The sequence below is a fragment of the Brevibacillus sp. FSL K6-2834 genome (genome assembly GCF_038592925.1).
In the GTDB taxonomy this organism is placed as follows: domain Bacteria; phylum Bacillota; class Bacilli; order Brevibacillales; family Brevibacillaceae; genus Brevibacillus; species Brevibacillus borstelensis.
Genome location: NZ_CP151945.1, coordinates 3,236,179 through 3,258,237, shown reverse-complemented (window position 1 = coordinate 3,258,237; position 22,059 = coordinate 3,236,179). Strand labels below are relative to the sequence as shown.

Genomic DNA, 22,059 nt, shown 5'->3' with positions numbered 1-22,059 from the left:
ATTCATACCGGTAATCATACCGGAATCACAGACAACTTGCAAAGCTAAACAGATTGGCTGATCTCCTCAAAAATACTGCGGCGTTTGGTGACGTAAAGCAGAACCAATGCTCCCAGTCCAAACAAGAAGAGAGCCAGGGCGTCGATCTGCAGAATTCCCGTGTTGCCGACAGAGATGAGTTGGCGCAGTCCCTCCACTGCATAGGTCATCGGCAAAAACGGCTGGATAAAGGAAAAGAGGCCAGGCTCCAGTTCGACCGGATAGGACCCGCTGCTAGAGGTGAGCTGCAGCATTAATACGAGAACAGCAGCAAATCTTCCCACATCATTGCCGAGTACAGACAACAGCATAAACAAAATGGCAGTAAAGCACAGTCCGATCAGAATAGCAAAACCGTAAAGCAGGAGAGGGGGGAGCTCCGTATGGACACCCAGTCCGGCATGCAGGATGAACACCGAAATGATCGCCTGCAGGATGCTGACCGAAGCCAAAGCAAAATATTTGTTTGTGATATAAGAAAGCGGTCGTTTCGGCATCGCATATACCTTCTTGATATCGATCACAAAGAACAATACCAATGAGCCTACCCAGAGCGAGAGCGCGAGGAAGTATGGAGCAAAGCCGGTGCCGTTATTCGGCACGGGATGCAGATTTTGCTCAACAGCGACGACTGGGTCGGCAATAACCTGAACTCGCTGATCGGCCTTCCCGTCCTGCTTGGCCATGCCTGCTGCTTCTTGGAGCTTTTGGGTCAGCTCATGCTGCCCGCGGGAGATTTCTCCCAGACCGCTGCTTAGTTTGTCGGCTCCATCCATGAGTCTGGAATTCCCCTCCTGCAAACGGGAGAAGCCTTGGCCAAAGGTCTGTAAACCATTTACCAGGGCCGTACTGCCCTCCTGCAGCTTGTGGATATTTTCAGACAAGCTTCGCAGTTGCTCTGGCAGTGAAGCGAGGGCGGCATCGTTTCTCAGTTTGCTCGTAAGGCCGTTTATGCCGCTATGAATACGGTTCAGCGCCGCCTGTAATTGATCGGTTTGTTTTTGAATACTCTGGTCAGCCTCATTCAGTCTGGAATGGGCACTAGCCATATCGGCTCTAAGCTGGTCGACCGAATTCTTAGCCTGCTCCATATCATCCCGTACGGTTTGTCGGTAGCGTGAGACATTTTCCAGCGCATTCAAGGCCCTTTTTCCCGCTTCAGAATTCTTCAGCTCGGGATGCGAATCGAATAAGCTGACAAGAGAATGATTGAGTTCGTCCATAGCTGCCTGCTGCTTATCCAGTGCAGTATTGACTGGAGCCAGTGCATCATCGCGCAATTTGGCTGCAGATTGAGCGCTGGTATTGATAGATTCAGCGACAGCTGCTATCGCCTGGCGACCGTTGCGCAGCTCGCGGATTGACGCTTGTGCTCCTTCAGAAATCACATCCAAATCACTTGACAGTTTTTCAGATGACGAGACAAGGGACTGCAAGCGCTCCGCTGTTTTTCCGATTGCGGCAGATGACAGTCCGGCCACTGTGTCCAACCGTATGATTCCGTTTTCCAGTTGATTGGCACCTGTCGACAAATCAGCAAGTCCAGAGGACAATTTTGCCATCCCTGAATGAGTTTCCTTTAATCCGGCTGCCAACGCATTTGCCCCGTTTAGGGCCTGGTCGGTTCCAGCGGCAAGTGCAGCCGATCCATCAGCCGCTTTTTGGAGGCCTTCTCCGCCTTCCATCAAGTTGTCAAATACCACTTGAAGATATCGTGTGGTCAGCTCATGCTGGAGCTGTTTTTCTACAGTTTCTGCGATGGTTCTGGAAATTTTTGCTCCCAGCATGTTTGCACCTTCGTTAATGCGGTACTGAAGCTGGGTCTGTTCTGGAGCAGAAGTACCTGCACTATACGCTTTTGCAGTAAAATCCTCAGGGATCACCAACAAGATAAAATAGTCAAGCTTGTTGATCCCTTCCTCACCTTCGGCCAAGGAAACTTCCTGCCAATTGGTTTTCTCATCGGCAATCAGTTTATTCGTCAAATCTTGTCCGAGGGTAACCTTTTTGGCGCCTTGGACCATCCCTTGATCCAGATTGACGACGGCCAAGGGAAGCTTGTTGACAAGCTCGGTCGGATTCCAAAAAGCCCAGAGATAGAGAAAACTGTACAACAAGGGCAGAATCATCAAGCCAAGTACGGACCTTCTCAGTAGGTGTGAGGACCACATCTCTTTAATGTCCTGTAAAGCAAGCCGAATTCCATTCATGTCCAAATCCTCCGCATCAATTCCTTCGCAATTACAAATACAATACGAATAATGTATCACCAAAACAGGTGAGGGAAAACCAAAAAAGAGTGCCCCTCTTCATGAAGGATACTCTTTTTTTGAATGTCAGGGCTTGAGCCGATCTGATTCGGCATCGGATTGACTTCCGATGGATTCATCTTCCGACAGAATCTCGTTAAGCTCGCCGGTGTCTCCCTTGGCGTTGATGACCTCGACCAATTGCTGCAAGCCATCTGCGTCATCCGCGTAATCATGCCGCTTTGTCCAAAAAGGCTCTTTCATCTTTGGCCTCCTGTCGTTTCCATTTCCAATAGAATGCACCGTGTCCTCTGATAATATGAGGAGATGCTCCGGGCATACTGTAGAAAAACACTGTAGCAGGAGGATTGCATGTCCAAGAACAAAAACATCGATTTGCATAAGCAGAGCAGCAAGGGCAAGGCAGCCGAAGTGGCTCCGCAGACCGAGCCCACATCCAGGGAGCACCAGCAAAACAAACGTTAATAAACGAAGGATTAGGCACCGCAACATGTGAAACGTGAACGAGTGAAGCGACAGTATGTAAAACAGCGACATGTGAAACTTGGAGTGACATCATAACGTAGTAGTAGAAAGACGACTTAGTTTAAACAAGCGGGAGGGTGCGAGGATGATCGTTACAACAACGAGTACATTGCAAGGGAAAGAAATCGAGGAGTATCTCGATATAGTCAGTGGGGAAATTATTTTAGGCGCCAATGTTGTCCGTGACTTCTTGGCAGGGATTACGGATATTATTGGCGGCCGAAGCGGGGCATATGAAAGCAAGCTTGCAGAAGGAAGAGAGATGGCACTGCGTGAAATGAAAGACAGGGCACGTGCACTCGGCGCGAATGCTGTCATCGGTGTCGATCTCGACTTCGAAACCCTCAGAGAAGGCATGATGATGGTAATCGCCACCGGAACAGCGGTCAGAGTCAGATAAGCCTTACTCTCAGTGCAGGAATCGACGCATCATAAACGCCAGCAGTAACCCCCAAAAAGAAGAGGAAGCCGGACAGCAGGAAGGTCCGGCTTCTTTTTTGCTTTACTCTGCACATTGAATCGGACTATGCTAATGAATAGAAGGAATATTTGGACAGAATGGACCAAAAACTGAAAAAGAGAATTGAGGAGTGATCCGTATGACAGTACAAGAGACAATGGCGGCATTAGCAGACAAAATAAACGCGAATCCGGCCGGTTTGGAAGGACTGCGGGCAGTCTTCCATTTTCAGCTCAAGGACAGCGGTCTTTTCCAGATAACCTTTAGCGAGAACGCCGTAAGTGTGGTCGAAGGTGGTCCGGACGAAGCCGCTTGCATATTGGAGATGTCTGATTCAAATTTCATCAAGCTGGTCCGGGGGGAATTAAATCCAACGATGGCCTTCATGATGGGAAAGCTAAAAGTGAAGGGTGATTTGGGGTTGTCTCTCAAGCTGCAGTCGATCCTGCAAAAGTATCAATAACCTCAAAAAAATAGGCAATCAAACACCTTGAAAACGGGAAAACATCCAAGTCAAATTTCTGGAAAACCGGATTCATTTCCGCAATTGACAGAAAAATACTGGTCAATCGCTGAAGGGCTGATATAGAATAAGACAAATGAACCAGGAGCCAAAAGAGGGAATTATGCGCCATACGTGTACATTTTTAGCGATCATCAAGGAAACGGATGAAAAAAGCGTTCACTTTGACTTTTATCACGTCACGAAACGACCGCCGACATCCAGAGAGCTGCTGAAGAATGCTGTCACACTGCCTCGCCATTACTTCGATTATCTCTTGTACAACGGGGTACTGGAAGTGGAGAGCAGCGTCCTTTATCAACCGCTGGAAGCCCAGCCGGCAGCCATCGGGATGAACATTCGTTCTCTGGGAAGCTCCGTTTTATTTGACATGTGTTTCTCGCCGCAAACCTACAAGCTCTGGCAAAATGCAGATATGATTCTAACCGATATTTCACTGCCGGCCGATATTTTTGAGGAGTACGTATACCGCTTGGGCGCGATAAGCCGTTTTCGCTATTTGGGACGGGTGGATGACCCTGTCGTTGCTACACAGCTCGGCGAAAATGACATGATTGAGTTTAAGCGGGATTTTCTCCTTTCCAAAAGCGGCATTATTAAAACGGTAGTAGCCTTTGCCAATTCCAATAACGGCAATCTGTTTTTGGGCATATCCGATGAGGGGGAAATCATCGGAGTAAACCATGAAGTGGAACAATATGGGGACCCAGACAAGTACGTTCTGGCCATTACACAGTACATCCAGGACAAGACGGTTCCGTTTTTGACTCCGTTTCCCAAGATTACAGTAAGAAAAGTGCAGGACAAATATGTGGTCGCCATTTTCGTGGAAGTGGGCTCAGAATTGGTATGCGGCTTGGATAAGAACAACGAAAAATTCGTAGCCATCCGAACGAACAATCGCTCTGTCGCAGTCAAAGATCCACACCAGATTGGGGAAATCTACGTGAAGCGTAAATTGGGCAGCGAAATCAGCCGTCGATTGGGGCTTCTGTGAGTGTGTTGACAGAAAAGCGAACACGATGGGGAGGTACCTGCATGAAGGGGAATTTGCGTACGTATCTGTTCCCGGTACTAATGGCCGGGTTACTCTTGGCTGGGTGCGCAGAAAACACGAATGGACAACCAGCTGACATGAAAAAACAGATGGATAACGAACTTGGGTCGGTTGAAAAGGTTACCGTACTGTCTACGGATGGTGTAGAAGTTCCGCTGGAATTGCAAAAGTTTCTCAAGGAATTGCCTGAGCAGGGAGGAGACCTGCACAAGTCTGATCAAGTACTGACCCGCGATGAAATCAGATATACCCTTGTTTTGTACCGGTCAAAGCAGGCTCCGTTGGTTGTCGAAGTGGGAGAGCAGGCCAGTCAATATGGAGAAAATACATACCGGGGACAGGGTGCCGTGAAGCTGTACCAATGGATTTACCGTCAGGCTGGAGTCGGCTTGCTGTCGGGCACATACAAGAATGCAGTGCTTTCTGCTGTCGATCTGAACCAAACAATGTCCTTGGATAATGGACAGACAGAAATGGTCCAGCAGACGTTTTTAGCGGCAGAACCACTCATAGAGAAGGAAAAACGGCAGTATCCGCTACATCCGTACTATCAACTGAGGGTAGACTCCGGGGAGAGAATGCTGGACGCGACTTTGCTTACACCAACGATGATTGCCATTCCGTTCGGACGGGAGACCCAATATTACCGGATTCAAGGTTCGCTGTTTTCCAAGCTGACCCAATGGATGCCTCCCCGGAAAACGACCGATGATTCTTTTCAGCAGCTTTATCAAGCCACTTCGATACGCTTGATCGCCACTGGGGACGAGAAAGTGCCAGCGTTGGAAAAAAAGCCGACAGAGACTACAGTTGAGCAAGGAATGGCTCATCAATGTATCCGCCTGTTAAAAAACAGCGTCGCCCTGACAAAAGTACCTCAAAATGTAGGGAAAGAAAGGTTTCAGTTAACGTTTTTGGTAGGAGAGAAAAATCATACCATACATTTTTTTGACGACTATTTCCGTTACGAAGGGAAATGGTACTCCCAAAACAAGCTTGATGAAGAAATGATCCGGCTCCTCGGAGCAAAAAAGTAAGAGCCGAATTTCATGAAGTTCACCTCATATGGTCAGGATAAAAGAGAAGAAACCGATCATGACACTACCACTTTTGCGAATTTTGTCGTAGAATAGTCATGTTGCACTGATAGTGGCAGTTTTTATCATGCGCAAAAAGCGTTTGGCACGGTTGGACTGCCGATCTTTATCTGCCATAGGAGGATGGAGAATGAACATTCATGAGTATCAAGGCAAACAGATACTTAAGCAGTACGGTGTAAAAGTTCCTGAGGGAAAAGTTGCTTTCACTGTCGATGAAGCGGTTGAAGCGGCAAAAGAGCTGGGCACAGCGGTTGTTGTGGTGAAAGCGCAAATCCATGCAGGTGGCCGTGGTAAGGCTGGCGGCGTGAAAGTTGCGAAAAACCTCGACGAGGTTCGTACATACGCCCAAGAGATCCTCGGCAAAGTTCTGGTGACTCACCAAACCGGTCCAGAAGGAAAAGAAGTAAAACGCCTCTTGATCGAACAAGGCTGCGACATCAAGAAAGAATACTACGTGGGTGTGGTAGTTGACCGTGCAACGGGTCGTGTCGTTATGATGGCATCCGAAGAGGGCGGTACTGAAATCGAAGAGGTTGCAGAGCGCTCCCCTGAGAAAATCATCAAAGAAGTAATCGATCCGGTAACTGGTCTGACTGCTTTCCAAGCACGCAAACTGGCTTATGCCATCAACATTCCAAATGAACTCGTTAACAAGGCTGTCAAGTTCATGATGAGCTTGTATCAAGCATTTGTTGACAAAGATTGCTCCATCGCTGAAATCAACCCGCTTGTTGTTACCGGCGACGGCGAAGTTATGGCACTGGATGCCAAGCTGAACTTCGACAGCAACGCTCTGTTCCGCCACCCTGACATCCAAGAGCTGCGCGATCTGGACGAAGAAGATGAGAAAGAAATCGAAGCTTCCAAATACGACCTGTCCTACATCGCACTCGATGGAAACATCGGCTGCATGGTAAATGGTGCGGGTCTTGCCATGGCAACCATGGATATCGTGAAATTCTACGGTGGCGACCCTGCCAACTTCCTCGATGTAGGCGGCGGCGCAACGGAAGAAAAAGTAACGGAAGCATTCAAGATCATCTTGAAAGACCCGAAAGTAAAAGGGATCTTCGTCAACATTTTTGGCGGTATCATGAAGTGCGATGTCATCGCAAATGGTGTCGTGGCCGCTGCCAAACAAGTGAAACTGGATCGTCCGTTGGTTGTGCGTCTGGAAGGTACCAACGTCGATTTGGGTAAAAAGATTCTTAACGAATCCGGTCTGAACATCGTGGCTGCCGAGTCCATGGCAGATGGCGCTGAAAAGATCGTAGCGTTGGTAAAATAACAAACATTCCCTGACGTACAGGTTCGAAAGGCCATATTTTCGAGCGGTATCTACACGTGATGAAAAAGGTGGGAAATATACGCGATGAGTATTCTTGTTAATAAAGACACGAAAGTCATTACCGTAAATATTACTGGTGCAACGGGTCGTTTCCATGCACAAGGTGCAGTCGAGTACGGAACAAAAATGGTCGGCGGCGTAAACCCTGGCAAAGGCGGCATGGAAGTCGATGGCATTCCTGTATTCAACACTGTGCAAGAAGCAGTGGAAAAGACAGGCGCGACCGTTTCTGTGATTTACGTTCCGGCTGCTTTCGCTGCTGACTCCATCATGGAGTCTGTAGATGCAGGTCTTGATCTGGTAATCTGCATCACCGAAGGCATCCCTGTTCTGGACATGGTGAAAGTAAAACGCTATATGGAAGGCAAAAAGACAAAACTGATCGGACCAAACTGCCCTGGCGTTATCACTCCGGGCGAGTGCAAGATCGGTATCATGCCAGGCTACATCCATAAGCCAGGTAAAGTGGGTATCGTTTCCCGTTCTGGTACCTTGACTTATGAAGCGGTCCACCAAACCTCTACCCGCGGCATCGGTCAATCTACCGCTGTAGGTATCGGTGGAGACCCTGTAAAAGGCATGGAGTTCATTGACGTTCTGGAAATGTTCAATGAAGATCCGGATACCGAAGCAGTAATCATGATCGGTGAAATCGGTGGTACAGCCGAAGAGGAAGCAGCAGAATGGATCAAAGCCAACATGAAAAAACCGGTTATCGGTTTCATTGGCGGTCAAACAGCGCCTCCAGGAAAGCGCATGGGCCACGCTGGTGCGATCATTTCCGGCGGTAAAGGAACAGCTGCTGAAAAAATTGCCAAACTGGAAGAGTGCGGTGTTCGCGTAGCGAAAACCCCTGCAGTAATTGGCGAAACGCTGGTTGAAGTACTGAAAGAACGCGGACTTCTCGAAAAAGTAATGAGCAACTAAGCAGGATTCCTGCTTTAGCCATAGAAAGGACAGGCCTTGTGCCTGCCCTTTCTTTTTTTGGTGCGCCCAGCATGGGCGATAGCTATAGGGTGAAAGTCCCGAACGGGGGTTGGCTGTACCAACCGTTAGCTCAAGGCAAGGGTGTCGACCGCGAGGTCGAATCTGAAGGAAGCCGGCGGCAAAATCCCGACCTGAGGTACACGAACCCAATTTGAGGCTGTTGTATCCGGGCGAGTCTGCCAAACAAGACAAAGCCCCATACAGCCAAGGGATACAGTAGTAAACTTGGGCAGGTACATGGGATGAAAGTTATCGTTCTTACCTGGGGAGGTCTGCATGAAACGCCTTCAACTGTTGGTAACCGTCTCCGTAAGGAGACGCTGAACATGCAGAAGTCAGCAGAGGCCATAGTACCCGAGTAGAGGACGCTTGAATGGGGAAGGGCCGAACATCAAGCCAGCATGCGATCCATGTCTTTTGATACGGTACGTCGAAGCAGAATTCTGTCAAGGAACTACTTTTGAAGAGCAGGGGTGAAGCCCCGAGGGTACAAAAGAGGGCTGAGTATCGTACAGCAAGCACGGAGTCCGCATGTGCGAAGGAAGGAACATCATTATGGATTTGCTGGAAAAAGTCTTATCACGGGAAAACTTACGGATGGCACTCCAACGAGTGGAGGAAAACAAAGGTGTCGGTGGAGTCGATGGTGTTTCAACCGAACAACTACGCGATTATCTACGTGAACACTGGCAAGCCATCCGCGAGAAGATGGAAAGGGGAACCTATAGACCTTCACCTGTTCGCAGAGTCGAAATCCCGAAACCTGACGGTGGTGTAAGGTTATTAGGCATTCCCACCGTGGTAGACCGCTTTATTCAGCAGGCCATCCTCCAAGTGTTAACGCCGATCTTCGACCCCACCTTCTCGGAATCTAGCTATGGGTTCCGTCCAAAACGTAGCGCTCACATGGCAGTAAGGAAAGCGCAAGCGTATATCTCCGAAGGATATCGTTTCGTGGTGGACATCGATCTAGAGAAATTCTTTGATCGCGTAAATCATGATATTCTAATGAGCCGTGTGGCTCGAAAAGTTCAGGACAAGAGAATTTTAAGACTGATTCGTTCCTACTTGAATGCGGGGATCATGATAAATGGCGTCTGTACAACATCAAGTGAAGGAACACCGCAAGGTGGGCCGTTAAGCCCACTTTTGGCAAATATCCTACTTGATGATTTGGACAAGGAACTCGAAAAGAGAGGCCACCGTTTCTGCCGCTACGCAGACGATTGTAATATCTACGTGAAAACAAAACGGGCAGGGGAACGAGTAAAGAAGAGTATTCAAAACCACTTGGAGAAGGTACTAAGGCTAAAAGTAAATGAGGAGAAAAGCGCGATAGACCGACCATGGAAACGAAAATTCTTGGGCTTTAGTTTTACCTTTGCAAAACAGACAAGGATTCGCATCCACCCCAAATCCCTCCTCAAGCTAAAAGAGAAAATCCGCACGATCACGAATCCGGTGTGGAGCATCTCGATGGAGAAGCGGATTGAAAGAATAAATCAGTACCTCATGGGCTGGATTGGATATTTCGCCCTTGCAGACGCGAAGGGCATTCTACAATCCATTGAGGAATGGACAAGGCGCAGGCTCCGTCTTTGTTTGTGGATGCAGTGGAAACGCGTGAGAACCAGATATCGAGAACTTCGTTCTCTTGGCATATCTCACGTAAAAGCCATTGAAATTGCAAATACCCGCAAGGGTGCATGGCGTACCACAAAATCTCCGCATATACACAAAGCCCTCGGCATTGCCTACTGGCAACAACAAGGGCTGAAAAGCTTAGTGCAACGATATTCTCAAATTCGTCAAGCTTGGTGAACCGCCGTATACCGAACGGTACGTACGGTGGTGTGAGAGGACGGGGGTTAGTCGCCCCCTCCTACTCGATTCCCGGGTCCAATGTTGTCAAATCAGCTCATGTTTTGTTATAAAAGCTCCGACAAACGTCGACTACTAGAAAAAAACGCATATCCAGGTTTTCTAGAGTGACTCTCTGTCTCTTTGTAAAATTAATGAAAAAGGGGCTCAAGGGAGAGTGGAGAAGGGATGACACCTGTCGGAAACGAAGAAGAGATTGCCTGGTATTGCGGGCTTGTGGGCATTCCGGGGCTGGGAAGAAAAAGGCTTCGAGAGTTATATGAGAAGCATGGGTCATTTACGGCAGTGGGCAAAGGGTGGCGTCAGGTTGCGGCAGAAGCCGGATTCCCCGTCAAGCTGATCGGAGCGGGAGTAGAACGGCTGAGCGGAGTGCATTCAGAAAGACGTCTGACTTTTTTAAGACAAAACGGTATCGGTGTGATCGGATGCTGGGAAGAGGTGTTTCCTCCTCTGCTGCGAAACATTTCCGATCCCCCGCTTGCACTCTTTTACAAAGGAAATATCGAATTGATCGTCGGGCCTGCGATTGGCATTGTCGGGTCCAGAAAGCCAACGCCCTACGGCCGGGCCGCTTGCGCACAACTGGTCAAGGAGCTTTGTGGCGAAGGTCTGGTTATCGTCTCCGGTCTTGCTCACGGGATTGATGCAGAGGCGCATCGGACTGCCCTGCGGATGAAAGGAGCGACAATCGGCGTATTGGGATGCGGCATCGACGTCGTTTACCCTGCCGCCCACCGTCCCTTGTTCCGAGAGGTTGAATCCGCAGGCCTGCTTGTCTCCGAGTATCCGCCGGGTGTGCCGCCGGTACCTGGCCTGTTTCCCGAGCGCAACCGGATTATCAGCGGTTTAAGTGTAGGGGTAGTGGTCGTTGAGGCGGCGGAGAGGAGCGGGTCGTTAGTTACAGCGGATTGTGCGCTCGAGCAGGGGCGAGAGGTTTTTGCTGTGCCCGGACCCATATTTTCTGAGGTAAGCGCTGGGCCGAATAACTTGGTGAAACAAGGTGCAAAGCTAGTAACAGGCATTGAAGATGTTCTCGATGAGCTGCCACCTTATTGGAAAGCGGTCATTGCGAACAAGAAAAAGGGGTCGGGTGCTTTCGCGGACGGGAAAGTCGCACTGGATGACGAGGAACAACGGCTTTTTCAGCATATCCGCCACGAACCGATCCATATGGATGAAGTAGGCCGACGTCTTTCCGGGGCTGATCAGGCCTGCTTGTTTCGGACATTACTAAAGCTGGAAAGTAAAAATGTGATTGCCAGCCTACCGGGAGGATATTATGTGAGACGATAGTCACTTTCTCCCGGAATCGCTGGAATCCTCCCGAAGCCTTCATGCTTCAAGTGTTTGACAAATCGGATAAGCATATTTAATAATAGGGGAGATTCCTTACAGAAAGGGGAGGAAAAAGATGGCTGACACGCTAGTGATTGTCGAATCCCCGGCGAAAGCAAAAACAATTGGAAAATATTTGGGAAGCAAATATATAGTGAAAGCGTCCATGGGCCATGTACGCGACCTCCCAAAAAGCCAAATGGGCGTTGATGTTAATCAGCAGTTTCAACCGAAATACATAACCATTCGCGGCAAAGGCGACGTTTTGAAAACCTTGAAGGACGCTGCGAAAAAAGTGAAAAAAGTCTATCTCGCAGCCGACCCGGACCGCGAAGGGGAGGCCATCGCCTGGCACCTGGCTCAATATCTTGGCCTTGATATGAACCAGCCTCTGCGGGTTGTTTTCAATGAAATCACGAAAGACGCCATCAAGGAGGCTTTCAAGCATCCTCGCCATATCAATATGGACCTGGTGAATGCCCAGCAGGCGAGACGAATTCTGGACCGTCTCGTCGGCTACAATATCAGCCCGATACTTTGGAAAAAGATCCGCAAAGGATTGAGCGCAGGGCGGGTTCAAACTGTCACTGTCAAGATGATTGTGGATCGGGAAAGAGAAATTCAACAGTTTATTCCCGAAGAGTATTGGACGATCAGCAGCATGTTAATCAGCAAAGGAAAAGTTTTTGAAGCCAAATTTTACGGGATTGGCGACGAAAAAACAGAGTTGAAGTCCGAAGCCGACGTCAAACAGGTGATCGAGCAGATCGGCAATCATCCTTACCTGGTGAAAAAGGTGACCAAGCGGGAAAGAAAGCGAAATCCGGCTCCGCCTTTTATTACCAGCTCGCTTCAGCAGGAAGCGGCTCGGAAGCTGAATTTCCGAACAGCCAAAACGATGAGGATTGCCCAAGAGCTATACGAAGGGATTGACCTGGGCAACAAAGAGGGAGCGGTAGGTCTAATTACCTACATGCGTACGGATTCCACGCGAATTTCCGTGACTGCTCAGAATGAAGCAAAAGAGTACATCCTGGAGAATTTCGGTGCAGACTACATATTGACGGAACAGAGAACACAAGCGAAAAACGAGAACGCTCAGGATGCTCACGAAGCGATTCGCCCGACTTCCGTGCTGCGGACGCCCGACCAGTTGAAAGAGGTCCTCAGTCGGGATCAGCTCCGCTTGTACCGCTTGATCTGGGAGCGCTTCCTGGCGAGCCAGATGGCTTCCGCCGTTTTGGATACGATGAGTGTGGATATTGATGTAAACGGGGTGACCTTCCGCGCCACCGGTTCCAAGGTAAAATTCCCCGGATTCATGAAGGTATATATAGAAGGAAGCGACGACAATAAAGAGGAAGAATCATTCCTGCCTCCAATTGAAGAAGGAGAATCCCTTGAATTGAAGGAGATCGAGCCCACCCAGCACTTCACCCAGCCTCCTCCGCGCTATTCGGAAGCAAGGCTGATCAAGACGCTGGAGGAGCAAGGAATCGGACGTCCTTCCACTTATGCTCCAACACTCGAAACCATTCAAAAGCGTGGCTACGTTGCCTTAGAGGAGAAACGCTTTCTGCCGACAGAACTCGGAGAGCTCGTCGTTACCATGATCGAGGAGTTCTTTCCGGAGATTGTCGATGTTGAATTTACGGCAAATATGGAATCGGATCTGGACGGAGTCGAAGAAGGTATTGCAGATTGGGTAAAGGTGCTGGACCAGTTTTATCAAGACTTTGCAAAACGGTTGTCAGTCGCTGAAGAACAGATGGAAGAAGTCGAGATCAAAGATGAAGAATCAGACGAGTTCTGTGAGCTGTGCGGAAGCGTCATGGTTTACAAGCTCGGACGTTTCGGGAAGTTTCTCGCTTGCTCCGGGTTCCCGGACTGCAGGAATACCAAGCCGATTGTCAAAGAAATCGGCGTAAAGTGCCCAAACTGTGAAACCGGATCGATTATCGAACGTAAATCCAAGAAGAACCGTATTTTCTATGGATGCAACCGATATCCAGACTGTGATTTCGTCTCTTGGGATAAACCGATTGCACGTCCTTGCCCGAAATGCAGCAGCCTGCTGGTCGAAAAGAAACGCAAGAAGCAGGGCGTCAGCGTGGTGTGCACCAATTGCGATTACCAGGAAGAAGCAGATTCCTAAGCGGATTCCTGAGAACGTATGGAGGATAACAGCATGACAAAACAACCGTATGTAACTGTGGTCGGCGCCGGGCTTGCAGGAAGTGAAGCAGCCTGGCAGATCGCCGAATCGGGTGTACACGTCAAACTGTACGAAATGCGCCCGACAAAGCAGACGCCGGCCCATCATACCGATAAATTTGCCGAACTCGTTTGCAGCAACTCTTTGCGTGCCAACTCGCTGACCAATGCAGTAGGTGTGTTAAAGGAAGAAATGCGCCGATTCGAATCTGTCATCATTGGCGCTGCGGATAAATGTGCCGTACCTGCTGGCGGGGCGCTGGCAGTCGATCGGCATGAATTTGCCCAGTATGTGACCGACGCTGTGCGGAACCATCCGCTGATTGAAGTAATGACAGAAGAAGTTTCAGAGATCCCGGACGGTATCGTCGTAATTGCGACGGGACCGCTTACCTCGCCCGCTTTGTCTGAAAGGCTCAAGTCTTTGACAGGAGAGGAGTACCTGTACTTTTACGATGCAGCTGCTCCCATTATTGAGAAAGATTCCATCGACATGGAGAAGGTCTTTGTGGCTTCGCGCTATGACAAAGGCGAAGCCGCGTACCTCAACTGCCCGATGTCGGAGGAGGAATTCAACCGCTTCTACGATGCCCTGATCGAAGCCGAGGCTGTTCCGCTCAAGGATTTTGAGAAGGAAATTTTCTTTGAGGGCTGCATGCCGATCGAGGTTATGGCAAAAAGAGGCCGTCAAACGATGCTGTTTGGCCCGTTAAAGCCTGTCGGACTGATCGATCCGCGCACCGGAAAACAGCCGTATGCGGTAGTGCAGCTTCGTCAGGACAACAGTGCGGCAACCCTTTACAACATCGTCGGATTCCAGACGCATCTGAAATGGCCGGAACAAAAACGCGTCTTTTCGATGATTCCAGGTCTAGAGAACTGCGAGATCATCCGCTACGGCGTCATGCATCGGAATACGTTTATCAATTCCCCTAAGCTGTTGAAGCCGACCTATCAGTACAAGGACCGGGATACACTGTTTTTTGCGGGACAGATGACTGGTGTGGAAGGTTACGTAGAATCGGCCGCGTCGGGCTTGCTTGCTGGACTGAATGCTGCCAGACTGGCAAAAGGCGAGGAATTGCTCGTACTGCCTCCGGAAACGATCATGGGCAGCATGGCACGCTACATCACGACAACCGATCCAAACAATTTCCAACCGATGAATGCCAACTTTGGGCTGGTGCCGGAACTCGAGAAGCGCATTCGCAATAAACGGGAGAAAAACGAAAAGCTCGCTGAGCGGGCGCTAGACACAATTCAGAATTTTACACAAAAACGACACAAATTAGGTTGATATCAGATTTTTGGCTATGTTACTATATAGGTGCCTTTGAGGAGGTGCGCGTCAGATGGACAATTCACAGCAAATATCCACGGAAATTGATATGTTTGTGGACTATTTGCGTGTCGAAAAAAACGCCTCTACTCATACGGTGAAGCATTACGTGGCAGATATCAGCGAATTCGTCGCCTTTATGGAACAGCACCAAATCCCTGTATTTGCTGCTGTTTCTTATTTGCACGGCCGCTCCTTTCTCGCTCATTTGGCTAAAAAGGGTCTATCGCGGCGCAGCATCGCCCGCAAGCTGTCCAGTTTGCGAAGTCTGTACCGTTTTTTGTTAAGGGAAGGTCAACTGGCGCAAAATCCGTTTCAATTGGTATCGACACCAAAAGTGGAGAAGAAACTGCCATCCTTCCTGTATCCGAACGAAATCCAATCGTTTTTTGACCTGCCTGACACTTCGACCCCACTTGGCATGCGGGATCGGCTCATTTTCGAGCTGTTGTATGCAAGTGGGATTCGCGTGTCGGAGCTGGTAACACTAACATTGGAAGCGGTAAACCCAAGCATGGGGATTGCTCTTGTTTACGGGAAGGGTGCGAAGGAGAGATATGTTCCAATCGGCAGTTATGCGTGCGACATTCTTCGGCAATACCTAGATAATGGAAGGAAGAAGCTTCTTGCCGGCAAGGCTGACCACGGGTACCTTCTTCTCAATTATCGCGGGGAGCCGCTCTCCGACCGCAGTGTCCGCCGTATCGTCGACAAGCATGTGGAGGCCCACGCGCTCAATCTGCGCGTATCGCCGCATACGTTTCGCCACACATTTGCTACCCATCTCCTGAATGGAGGTGCGGATTTGCGTACGGTGCAGGAACTGCTTGGTCACGTCAATATTTCGACAACCCAGGTGTACACGCATGTGACCAAGGAACGGTTGCGCCACGTTTACGACGCAGCCCATCCACGTGCGGGTCATTCCCGTCCAGGATCGGCCGGAAGTACATAAGCGGGAGGAATCTGCAATGGAACAGTTTCATGCTACTACAATTTTTGCCATACACCATAACGGAGAAGCGGCCATGGCTGGCGACGGTCAAGTCACGTTCGGCAACAGCATGGTAATGAAGCACGGCGCTAAAAAAGTAAGACGGTTGTATCGCGGTGAGGTGCTGGCCGGTTTTGCCGGCTCGGTAGCAGACGCGATCACCCTGTTTGAAAAGTTTGAAGCAAAGCTGGAGGAGTACCACGGCAATCTGCAAAGAGCTGCTGTGGAACTGGCAAAGGAATGGCGAATGGACAAAGTCCTCAGGAGACTGGAAGCGATGATGATCGTTTGCAACAAAAATAATCTGCTTTTGATCTCTGGAAACGGCGAAATCATCGAGCCGGACGACGGTATTCTAGCCATTGGGTCAGGAGGAAGCTTTGCGCTTGCTGCAGGCAGGGCGTTGAAACGGTATGCGCCGCATCTGAGTGCGAGAGAGATTGCCGAAGCTTCTTTGCGGACAGCTGCTGAGATTTGCGTATTCACCAACGACAATCTCGTTGTCGACGAGATGAAGTGAAAGGAAGGGAGGACTCCTGGTGCTGAGCCTTGAACAATTAACCCCGCGTAAGATTGTAGAGCATCTGGACAAATACATCGTCGGACAAGGTCAAGCCAAAAAAGCGATAGCCGTGGCCTTGCGCAACCGATATCGCCGGAACATGCTTCCGGAGCATATGAGGGATGAAGTCATACCGAAAAACATCCTGATGATCGGGCCGACAGGTGTGGGGAAGACAGAAATCGCTCGCAGGATTGCCAAATTGACGGGCGCGCCTTTTATCAAGGTCGAGGCCACCAAATTTACGGAAGTCGGATACGTAGGCCGTGACGTAGAGTCGATGGTTCGGGATTTGATAGAGGCAGCAATCCGCACTGTAAAACAGGAGAAGATGGAATCCGTAAAGGAAAAGGCCGAGAAACTGGCCAACGAGGCCATCGTAAATATCCTCGTTCCAACGCGAAAGCAGCAGCAGTCATTTAAAAACCCGCTGGAAATGTTGTTCGGAGGCGGACAACAGCAACAGCAATCATCTGAACCCGAGGACGTTTCCATTGAACAGCAGCGACGTCAGGTTAAGTGGCAGCTGGAGGCTGGACAACTGGAAGATCAGATGATTGAGATCGATGTGGAGGACCAATCCCCCTCCATGTTTGATATGTTCCAGGTTCCGGGTACAGAACAAATGGGGATGCAAATGCAGGATATGTTGGGCAATCTTTTGCCGAAGCGGACGAAGAAGAGAAAATTGCGAATTAAAGATGCACGAAAGGTATTAATTCAGCAAGAAGCGCAAAAACTGGTGGATATGGATGAAGTCACGCAGGAGTCGATTCGGCGTGCCGAGAACCACGGCATCATCTTTATTGATGAAATCGACAAGATCGCCGGCAAGGATGGGAGAGGCCCCGACGTATCGCGTGAAGGTGTGCAGCGAGACATCCTGCCCATCGTGGAAGGCTCTACCGTGATGACAAAATACGGTCCCGTAAAGACTGACTTTGTTTTGTTTATCGCAGCTGGCGCTTTCCACATCGCCAAACCGTCCGATTTGATTCCGGAGCTGCAGGGACGTTTTCCGATCCGGGTCGAGCTCACCAGCTTGCGGGTGGAGGATTTCGTCAGGATTTTGACGGAACCGAAAAATGCGCTGTTGAAGCAATACATCGCTCTTCTCGAAACAGAAGGGATTCGGGTCGATTTTACCCCGGATGCCATTTCGGAGATTGCCCGATTGGCCGCAGAAGTGAATCAGTCAACCGACAACATCGGTGCGAGACGGCTTCACACCCTGTTGGAAAAGCTTTTGGAAGACCTTTCTTTTGAGGCCCCTGACATTCATCTGGATGTGGTGCAGATCACGCCTGAGTATGTGCGTGAAAAGCTTGGCTCTATCGTTGGCAACAAGGACTTGAGCCAATACATCCTATAAAACATACGATGGTCAATTATTGACTGGGAGGAAACCATAATGGATCTGTTGTCAAAAACAAGAAGAATTAACCGTCTGCTGCAAAAGTCAGCGGGACACGCGGTCAATTTTAGTGAAATGGCCCAAGTATTAAGCGATGTAATTGAAGCAAATATTTTCGTGGTCAGCCGCAAGGGAAAACTGCTCGGTTTCTCGATCCACCAAGAAGTGGACAACGAGCGCATCCGTAAAATGCTCGAAGAACGCCGCTTCCCTGAAGAGTACAGCCTTGGCTTGCTCAAAGTGGAAGAGACGTCCGCAAACCTGGATGTGGACAGCCCGTACACCATTTTCCCAGTGGAGATGAAAGAAGTATTCCGCACAGGCTGGACGACATTGGTTCCGGTAATGGGCGGCGGTGATCGACTCGGTACCCTGATCCTTGGACGCGTCAACAACCCGTTTGTCGACGATGACCTGATTCTCGCAGAGGTAGGGGCAACTGTCGTCGGTATGGAAATTTTGCGTGAACGTTCCGAGGCAATTGAGGAAGAAGCACGCAGCAAAGCAGTTGTGCAAATGGCGATCGGTTCCCTGTCTTACAGTGAACTGGAGGCTGTTGAACATATTTTTGAGGAGCTGGAAGGAAAAGAAGGTCTTCTTGTCGCTTCGAAAATTGCAGACCGCGTGGGCATTACCCGTTCTGTCATTGTAAATGCACTGCGGAAGCTGGAGAGTGCTGGCGTGATCGAATCCCGTTCCTTGGGTATGAAAGGGACCTTCATTAAGGTTCTGAATGAGAAGCTGCTTCCAGAACTGGAAAAGCTGAAAACTTCATGACATTTTTTTGGCTCCAGGTAAGCGGGCTATGCAAATAAATAGGTTTCAAAGTGAATATATAACGGGAATAGGTAAGGTGTAGCTAAACGTGCTACACCTTTTTTCTAGGTATTTGTACCTAGATATTTGTCGAAATTGGGGGAATTAAATCGAAACGGTCAAAAATTATTAACTAAAAAAGCTAGTTTATTCAAATATATGTAAGGTTCTTTTACAATTTTCCATCACACTAACAAAAATAGGGAGCATCAGGGATTTAGTCCCATTGAATCATTTTGTCACAACTTGTGAGAATAGGGCTTTTTTCGCCATAGCAGTTTTGCTATGATTGAGTCGTATTCTTGTGTCGAATTAACAGGAAAAAATGGAATATTTGTGGGAATGGAGCGAAAGCAAGATTGGGGGAGTTTGGAAAAAATGCTAGTCAGTAACCATTTAGGAATCTTGGAGCGATCTTTGGACGCCGCTATGCTTCGACAAAGAACGATAGCCAACAACGTCGCTAACATTGACACCCCGCAATTTAAGAGCAAGCAGGTTGTGTTCGAAGACCTACTGAAACAAGAGATGAATGGGGCTTCAGGACAACAAAAACTGCAGGCGTATCGTACTAATGCCCGGCATATCCCGTTTGCCGACAGCGGTTTGAATGTGGTGCCGAGAATTGTCTCCAACCCAGAGAACTTCGTTCAAAACAATGGCAATGACGTGGATCTTGAGTTTGAGATGAGCGAGTACGCCAAAAACCAGATCTGGTACAATGGGTTAACCCAATTGACTGCAGGGCATTTTCAAAAATTGCGCAGCGTAATTGAAGGCGGAGGTAGATAAGAATGAGTTTGTTCCAAGGGCTTGATACAAGCGCTTCCGCTCTGACTGCAAACCGGCTCAGACTGGATACAATTGCAGCGAACGTGGCCAACGCAAATACGACCCGCGCTACATTTGTAAACGGGGCTTGGCAGCCTTACAAAAGAAAAATGGTTGAGCTGTCCCCGAAAGCGCCCAGCCAGTCCTTCGACAGTGTACTGCAAGGAGCGATTGGCATGGTGTCCGGCAGAACGGAGCAGGGAGTGAGGGTAACGTCCATTCGCGAAGACAATACCCCATTTAAGCGGGTATACGATCCGACACATCCGGATGCGGATGCGGACGGATATGTTCTGATGCCGAATGTGGACATGATGAAGGAAATGGTCGATATGATTTCCGCATCGAGAGCTTATGAAGCGAACGTTACCATACTGAACGGTGCGAAGAGCATGATGATGAAAGCACTGGAAATCAAGTAGGGAAAGGAGTAAGAACGGATGGATATTAACGCGCTTTCCCGGATTGGCGGAGTGCAGCCTCAAATCCAGACCAAGACCTATACGCCGGATGAGGTAAGCAAATCATTCTCAGCGTATCTTTCCGATGCACTGAACCAAGTCAACCAGGCCCAGGTAGAATCGGCAAATTTGGCAGACAAGTTTGCGATGGGACAAGTTCAGGATGTCCATCAGGTCATGATTGCAGGGCAGAAGGCCTCTGTCATGCTGCAAATGACCATGCAAGTTCGTAACAAAGTCATAGAATCCTATCAGGAAATCATGCGCATGCCACTTTAATGTTTTGGCGGTATCATTGGTGAGGTGAACCATGAACGAGCGTCTAGCACTATATAAAGATCAAGCTTTGGCGAAATGGAACCAGCTGCCTGCTAAACAGAAATGGATGATTTCCGGTATCGCGCTGTTTTTGCTCATATCACTTGGCCTATACATATACATCGCTTCTCAGCCGGTGTACAAGCCGTTATACAACCAGCGGTTAAGTGAACAGGAAATCGGGATCATCAAGCAGGAACTGGAAGGAAAGAAAGTTCCATTTCGAATTACAGACAACGGCACAAGTATAGAAGTGCCAGAAAAAATGGCTCAGGATGTCATAGTTGACTTGGCTGCACAAGGGATCCCCAGCGAAGCAGGCATCAACTCGGAAATATTTTCTAACACCCTGGGAGTAACAGACCGTCAGTTTGACGTGATGAAAAAAGAAGCTTTGCAGCAAGAACTGAGAAAAATGCTGGAACGGGTAAAAGGTGTTCGCACCGCGCAGGTAATGATTACTCTGCCGCAGGAAAGCGTTTGGGTGACGGAGACACCTGATAGCGCGACAGCTTCGGTCATCGTTGATGTCGAGCCCGGAACCAGACTGGATCAAAAACAGATCAACTCCTTGTATCTGCTTGTTTCCCGCAGCGTACCCAAGCTGTCGCCTGAAAACATTACCATTTCCGACCAGTACTCCAATCTGCTGGAGCGAACTGACGGCAGTGAACCAGAAGGAAACCTGACAGCTTACGAGCAGCAAGAGAAGATCAAAGCAGATGTGGAAAGAAAGATCCAGCAAAATTTGTACACGCTCTTGGGCACGATTATGGGCAGAGACAAAGTCATTGTTCATACCTTTATCAGCATGAACTTTGACAAGGAAAACCGTGTTGAGAATCTGGTTGAAGCGCCAGACAAGGAAAACAACGAAGGACTTATCATCTCATCGCAAAAATTATCGAAAACCTTTAGCGGCCAGGGCGCCCCTCCCGGAGGAATCGCGGGAACGGGAGCGAACGACACGCCAGGCTACCCGGGCAGTACGCCGCAGGGCAACAACAGTCAGTATGAAGAACTGAATGACACGATCAATCGGGAAGTCAACCGGATCACCCGCAATATTTCAATGAGTCCCTATAAAATCGATGACATCACGATCAACGTTGGGGTAGAACCACCCGAAGGCGGACAGCTCGACGAACAAACTATCGACAGTATCAAGCAAGTCCTTCGCAATGTGGTTCGCGTTACGTTAAGCGACAAAGGCATAGATTTGACACAAGAAGAACTGGACAAGCACATCTCTGTTCTGCCGCGTCCATTCTCCGGAAAAGTCGCAGTTGATGGTTCCGGAAGTCTGACTCCTGCCCTCTTGTATGGTACGGGTGCTGTAGCCTTGCTGGCTCTCGGAGCGGTTGCCTACCTGATCTACCGCAGACGCCGCCAGGCCAAACAGCAAGAAGAGGAAGTCGCAGATGTCATGTCGATGCAACCGACGGAGGTACCCGATTTAACCTATCAAGACGATACAGATCAGGCAGTGGTGCGGAAACAACTGGAAAAATTGGCGCGCAGCAAGCCGGACGAATTCGTTGTTTTGCTTCGTACTTGGTTAGCTGAAGATTAAGGAGTGAAAGCA

20 protein-coding genes are annotated in these 22,059 nt (G+C 49.2%); 18 read left to right on the top strand and 2 right to left on the bottom strand.

The genetic code is table 11. From position 1 onward, the window contains the following. Positions 1-44 precede the first annotated feature (44 nt). Together NST96_RS16140 and NST96_RS16135 are read right to left on the bottom strand one after the other, a co-directional pair. A complete protein-coding gene (locus tag NST96_RS16140; RefSeq protein WP_340701339.1) occupies positions 45-2,249 on the bottom strand; it encodes a YhgE/Pip domain-containing protein in 2,205 nt (734 codons plus the stop codon). Positions 2,250-2,375: 126 nt separating this feature from the next. Next, positions 2,376-2,552, bottom strand: coding sequence for a hypothetical protein (locus tag NST96_RS16135; protein ID WP_170208357.1), 177 nt, complete (start codon positions 2,550-2,552; stop codon positions 2,376-2,378). Between the two features lie 367 nt (positions 2,553-2,919). Here NST96_RS16135 and NST96_RS16130 point away from each other — a divergent pair, with 367 nt between their 5' ends. From NST96_RS16130 to fliF, 18 genes are all read left to right on the top strand, one after another. Beyond that, positions 2,920-3,234, top strand: a complete 315-nt coding sequence (locus NST96_RS16130; RefSeq protein ID WP_003385915.1) for a YbjQ family protein — start codon at positions 2,920-2,922, stop codon at positions 3,232-3,234. Between the two features lie 199 nt (positions 3,235-3,433). After that, positions 3,434-3,757, top strand: a complete 324-nt coding sequence (locus tag NST96_RS16125) for an SCP2 sterol-binding domain-containing protein (RefSeq protein WP_003385914.1) — start codon at positions 3,434-3,436, stop codon at positions 3,755-3,757. Between the two features lie 163 nt (positions 3,758-3,920). Then, entirely contained in the window at positions 3,921-4,814 is an 894-nt protein-coding gene (locus NST96_RS16120; protein ID WP_024983000.1) for an ATP-binding protein, read from the top strand. Positions 4,815-4,855: 41 nt separating this feature from the next. After that, entirely contained in the window at positions 4,856-5,911 is a 1,056-nt protein-coding gene (locus NST96_RS16115) for a hypothetical protein (RefSeq protein WP_024983001.1), read from the top strand. Positions 5,912-6,101: 190 nt separating this feature from the next. Then, entirely contained in the window at positions 6,102-7,262 is a 1,161-nt protein-coding gene (sucC, locus tag NST96_RS16110) for an ADP-forming succinate--CoA ligase subunit beta (RefSeq protein ID WP_003385911.1), read from the top strand. Between the two features lie 84 nt (positions 7,263-7,346). Next, entirely contained in the window at positions 7,347-8,249 is a 903-nt protein-coding gene (gene sucD, locus NST96_RS16105) for a succinate--CoA ligase subunit alpha (RefSeq protein WP_003385910.1), read from the top strand. A 615-nt stretch (positions 8,250-8,864) separates the two neighbouring features. Next, a complete protein-coding gene (gene ltrA / locus NST96_RS16100) occupies positions 8,865-10,130 on the top strand; it encodes a group II intron reverse transcriptase/maturase (protein WP_024985202.1) in 1,266 nt (421 codons plus the stop codon). Between the two features lie 228 nt (positions 10,131-10,358). After that, the gene (gene dprA / locus NST96_RS16095; protein WP_342404176.1) at positions 10,359-11,483 is read left to right on the top strand and encodes a DNA-processing protein DprA; all 1,125 of its coding nucleotides are present in this window, start codon (positions 10,359-10,361) and stop codon (positions 11,481-11,483) included. 118 nt (positions 11,484-11,601) lie between these two features. Next, positions 11,602-13,680: a type I DNA topoisomerase gene (topA, locus tag NST96_RS16090; RefSeq protein ID WP_003385908.1), complete on the top strand. Its 2,079-nt coding sequence runs from the start codon at positions 11,602-11,604 to the stop codon at positions 13,678-13,680. A gap of 33 nt (positions 13,681-13,713) precedes the next feature. Then, the gene (gene trmFO, locus NST96_RS16085) at positions 13,714-15,036 is read left to right on the top strand and encodes an FADH(2)-oxidizing methylenetetrahydrofolate--tRNA-(uracil(54)-C(5))-methyltransferase TrmFO (protein ID WP_003385907.1); all 1,323 of its coding nucleotides are present in this window, start codon (positions 13,714-13,716) and stop codon (positions 15,034-15,036) included. A gap of 55 nt (positions 15,037-15,091) precedes the next feature. Further along, on the top strand, positions 15,092-16,033 hold the full coding sequence (xerC, locus tag NST96_RS16080) for a tyrosine recombinase XerC (protein ID WP_003385906.1): 942 nt from the start codon (positions 15,092-15,094) through the stop codon (positions 16,031-16,033). A 16-nt stretch (positions 16,034-16,049) separates the two neighbouring features. Then, positions 16,050-16,592, top strand: a complete 543-nt coding sequence (hslV, locus tag NST96_RS16075) for an ATP-dependent protease subunit HslV (protein ID WP_003385905.1) — start codon at positions 16,050-16,052, stop codon at positions 16,590-16,592. Between the two features lie 19 nt (positions 16,593-16,611). Further along, positions 16,612-18,006: an ATP-dependent protease ATPase subunit HslU gene (gene hslU, locus NST96_RS16070; RefSeq protein ID WP_003385904.1), complete on the top strand. Its 1,395-nt coding sequence runs from the start codon at positions 16,612-16,614 to the stop codon at positions 18,004-18,006. Positions 18,007-18,045: 39 nt separating this feature from the next. Then, on the top strand, positions 18,046-18,825 hold the full coding sequence (codY, locus tag NST96_RS16065) for a GTP-sensing pleiotropic transcriptional regulator CodY (RefSeq protein ID WP_003385901.1): 780 nt from the start codon (positions 18,046-18,048) through the stop codon (positions 18,823-18,825). 417 nt (positions 18,826-19,242) lie between these two features. Beyond that, a complete protein-coding gene (flgB, locus tag NST96_RS16060; RefSeq protein ID WP_003385900.1) occupies positions 19,243-19,656 on the top strand; it encodes a flagellar basal body rod protein FlgB in 414 nt (137 codons plus the stop codon). A gap of 2 nt (positions 19,657-19,658) precedes the next feature. Then, a complete protein-coding gene (flgC, locus tag NST96_RS16055) occupies positions 19,659-20,117 on the top strand; it encodes a flagellar basal body rod protein FlgC (protein ID WP_003385899.1) in 459 nt (152 codons plus the stop codon). An 18-nt stretch (positions 20,118-20,135) separates the two neighbouring features. Continuing rightward, positions 20,136-20,435, top strand: coding sequence for a flagellar hook-basal body complex protein FliE (gene fliE, locus NST96_RS16050; protein WP_039070085.1), 300 nt, complete (start codon positions 20,136-20,138; stop codon positions 20,433-20,435). Between the two features lie 31 nt (positions 20,436-20,466). Beyond that, positions 20,467-22,047, top strand: a complete 1,581-nt coding sequence (fliF, locus tag NST96_RS16045; protein WP_024983841.1) for a flagellar basal-body MS-ring/collar protein FliF — start codon at positions 20,467-20,469, stop codon at positions 22,045-22,047. Positions 22,048-22,059: the final 12 nt, after the last annotated feature.

Excerpts from the sequence above, each read along its gene's own strand:
- NST96_RS16140 (WP_340701339.1), bottom strand. The coding sequence starts at position 2,249 with ATGAATGGAATTCGGCTTGCTTTACAGGACATTAAAGAGATGTGGTCC.
- NST96_RS16135 (WP_170208357.1), bottom strand. The coding sequence starts at position 2,552 with ATGAAAGAGCCTTTTTGGACAAAGCGGCATGATTACGCGGATGACGCA.
- NST96_RS16130 (WP_003385915.1), top strand. The coding sequence starts at position 2,920 with ATGATCGTTACAACAACGAGTACATTGCAAGGGAAAGAAATCGAGGAG.
- NST96_RS16125 (WP_003385914.1), top strand. The coding sequence starts at position 3,434 with ATGACAGTACAAGAGACAATGGCGGCATTAGCAGACAAAATAAACGCG.
- NST96_RS16120 (WP_024983000.1), top strand. The coding sequence starts at position 3,921 with ATGCGCCATACGTGTACATTTTTAGCGATCATCAAGGAAACGGATGAA.
- NST96_RS16115 (WP_024983001.1), top strand. The coding sequence starts at position 4,856 with ATGAAGGGGAATTTGCGTACGTATCTGTTCCCGGTACTAATGGCCGGG.
- sucC (WP_003385911.1), top strand. The coding sequence starts at position 6,102 with ATGAACATTCATGAGTATCAAGGCAAACAGATACTTAAGCAGTACGGT.
- sucD (WP_003385910.1), top strand. The coding sequence starts at position 7,347 with ATGAGTATTCTTGTTAATAAAGACACGAAAGTCATTACCGTAAATATT.
- ltrA (WP_024985202.1), top strand. The coding sequence starts at position 8,865 with ATGGATTTGCTGGAAAAAGTCTTATCACGGGAAAACTTACGGATGGCA.
- dprA (WP_342404176.1), top strand. The coding sequence starts at position 10,359 with ATGACACCTGTCGGAAACGAAGAAGAGATTGCCTGGTATTGCGGGCTT.
- topA (WP_003385908.1), top strand. The coding sequence starts at position 11,602 with ATGGCTGACACGCTAGTGATTGTCGAATCCCCGGCGAAAGCAAAAACA.
- trmFO (WP_003385907.1), top strand. The coding sequence starts at position 13,714 with ATGACAAAACAACCGTATGTAACTGTGGTCGGCGCCGGGCTTGCAGGA.
- xerC (WP_003385906.1), top strand. The coding sequence starts at position 15,092 with ATGGACAATTCACAGCAAATATCCACGGAAATTGATATGTTTGTGGAC.
- hslV (WP_003385905.1), top strand. The coding sequence starts at position 16,050 with ATGGAACAGTTTCATGCTACTACAATTTTTGCCATACACCATAACGGA.
- codY (WP_003385901.1), top strand. The coding sequence starts at position 18,046 with ATGGATCTGTTGTCAAAAACAAGAAGAATTAACCGTCTGCTGCAAAAG.
- flgB (WP_003385900.1), top strand. The coding sequence starts at position 19,243 with ATGCTAGTCAGTAACCATTTAGGAATCTTGGAGCGATCTTTGGACGCC.
- flgC (WP_003385899.1), top strand. The coding sequence starts at position 19,659 with ATGAGTTTGTTCCAAGGGCTTGATACAAGCGCTTCCGCTCTGACTGCA.
- fliE (WP_039070085.1), top strand. The coding sequence starts at position 20,136 with ATGGATATTAACGCGCTTTCCCGGATTGGCGGAGTGCAGCCTCAAATC.
- fliF (WP_024983841.1), top strand. The coding sequence starts at position 20,467 with ATGAACGAGCGTCTAGCACTATATAAAGATCAAGCTTTGGCGAAATGG.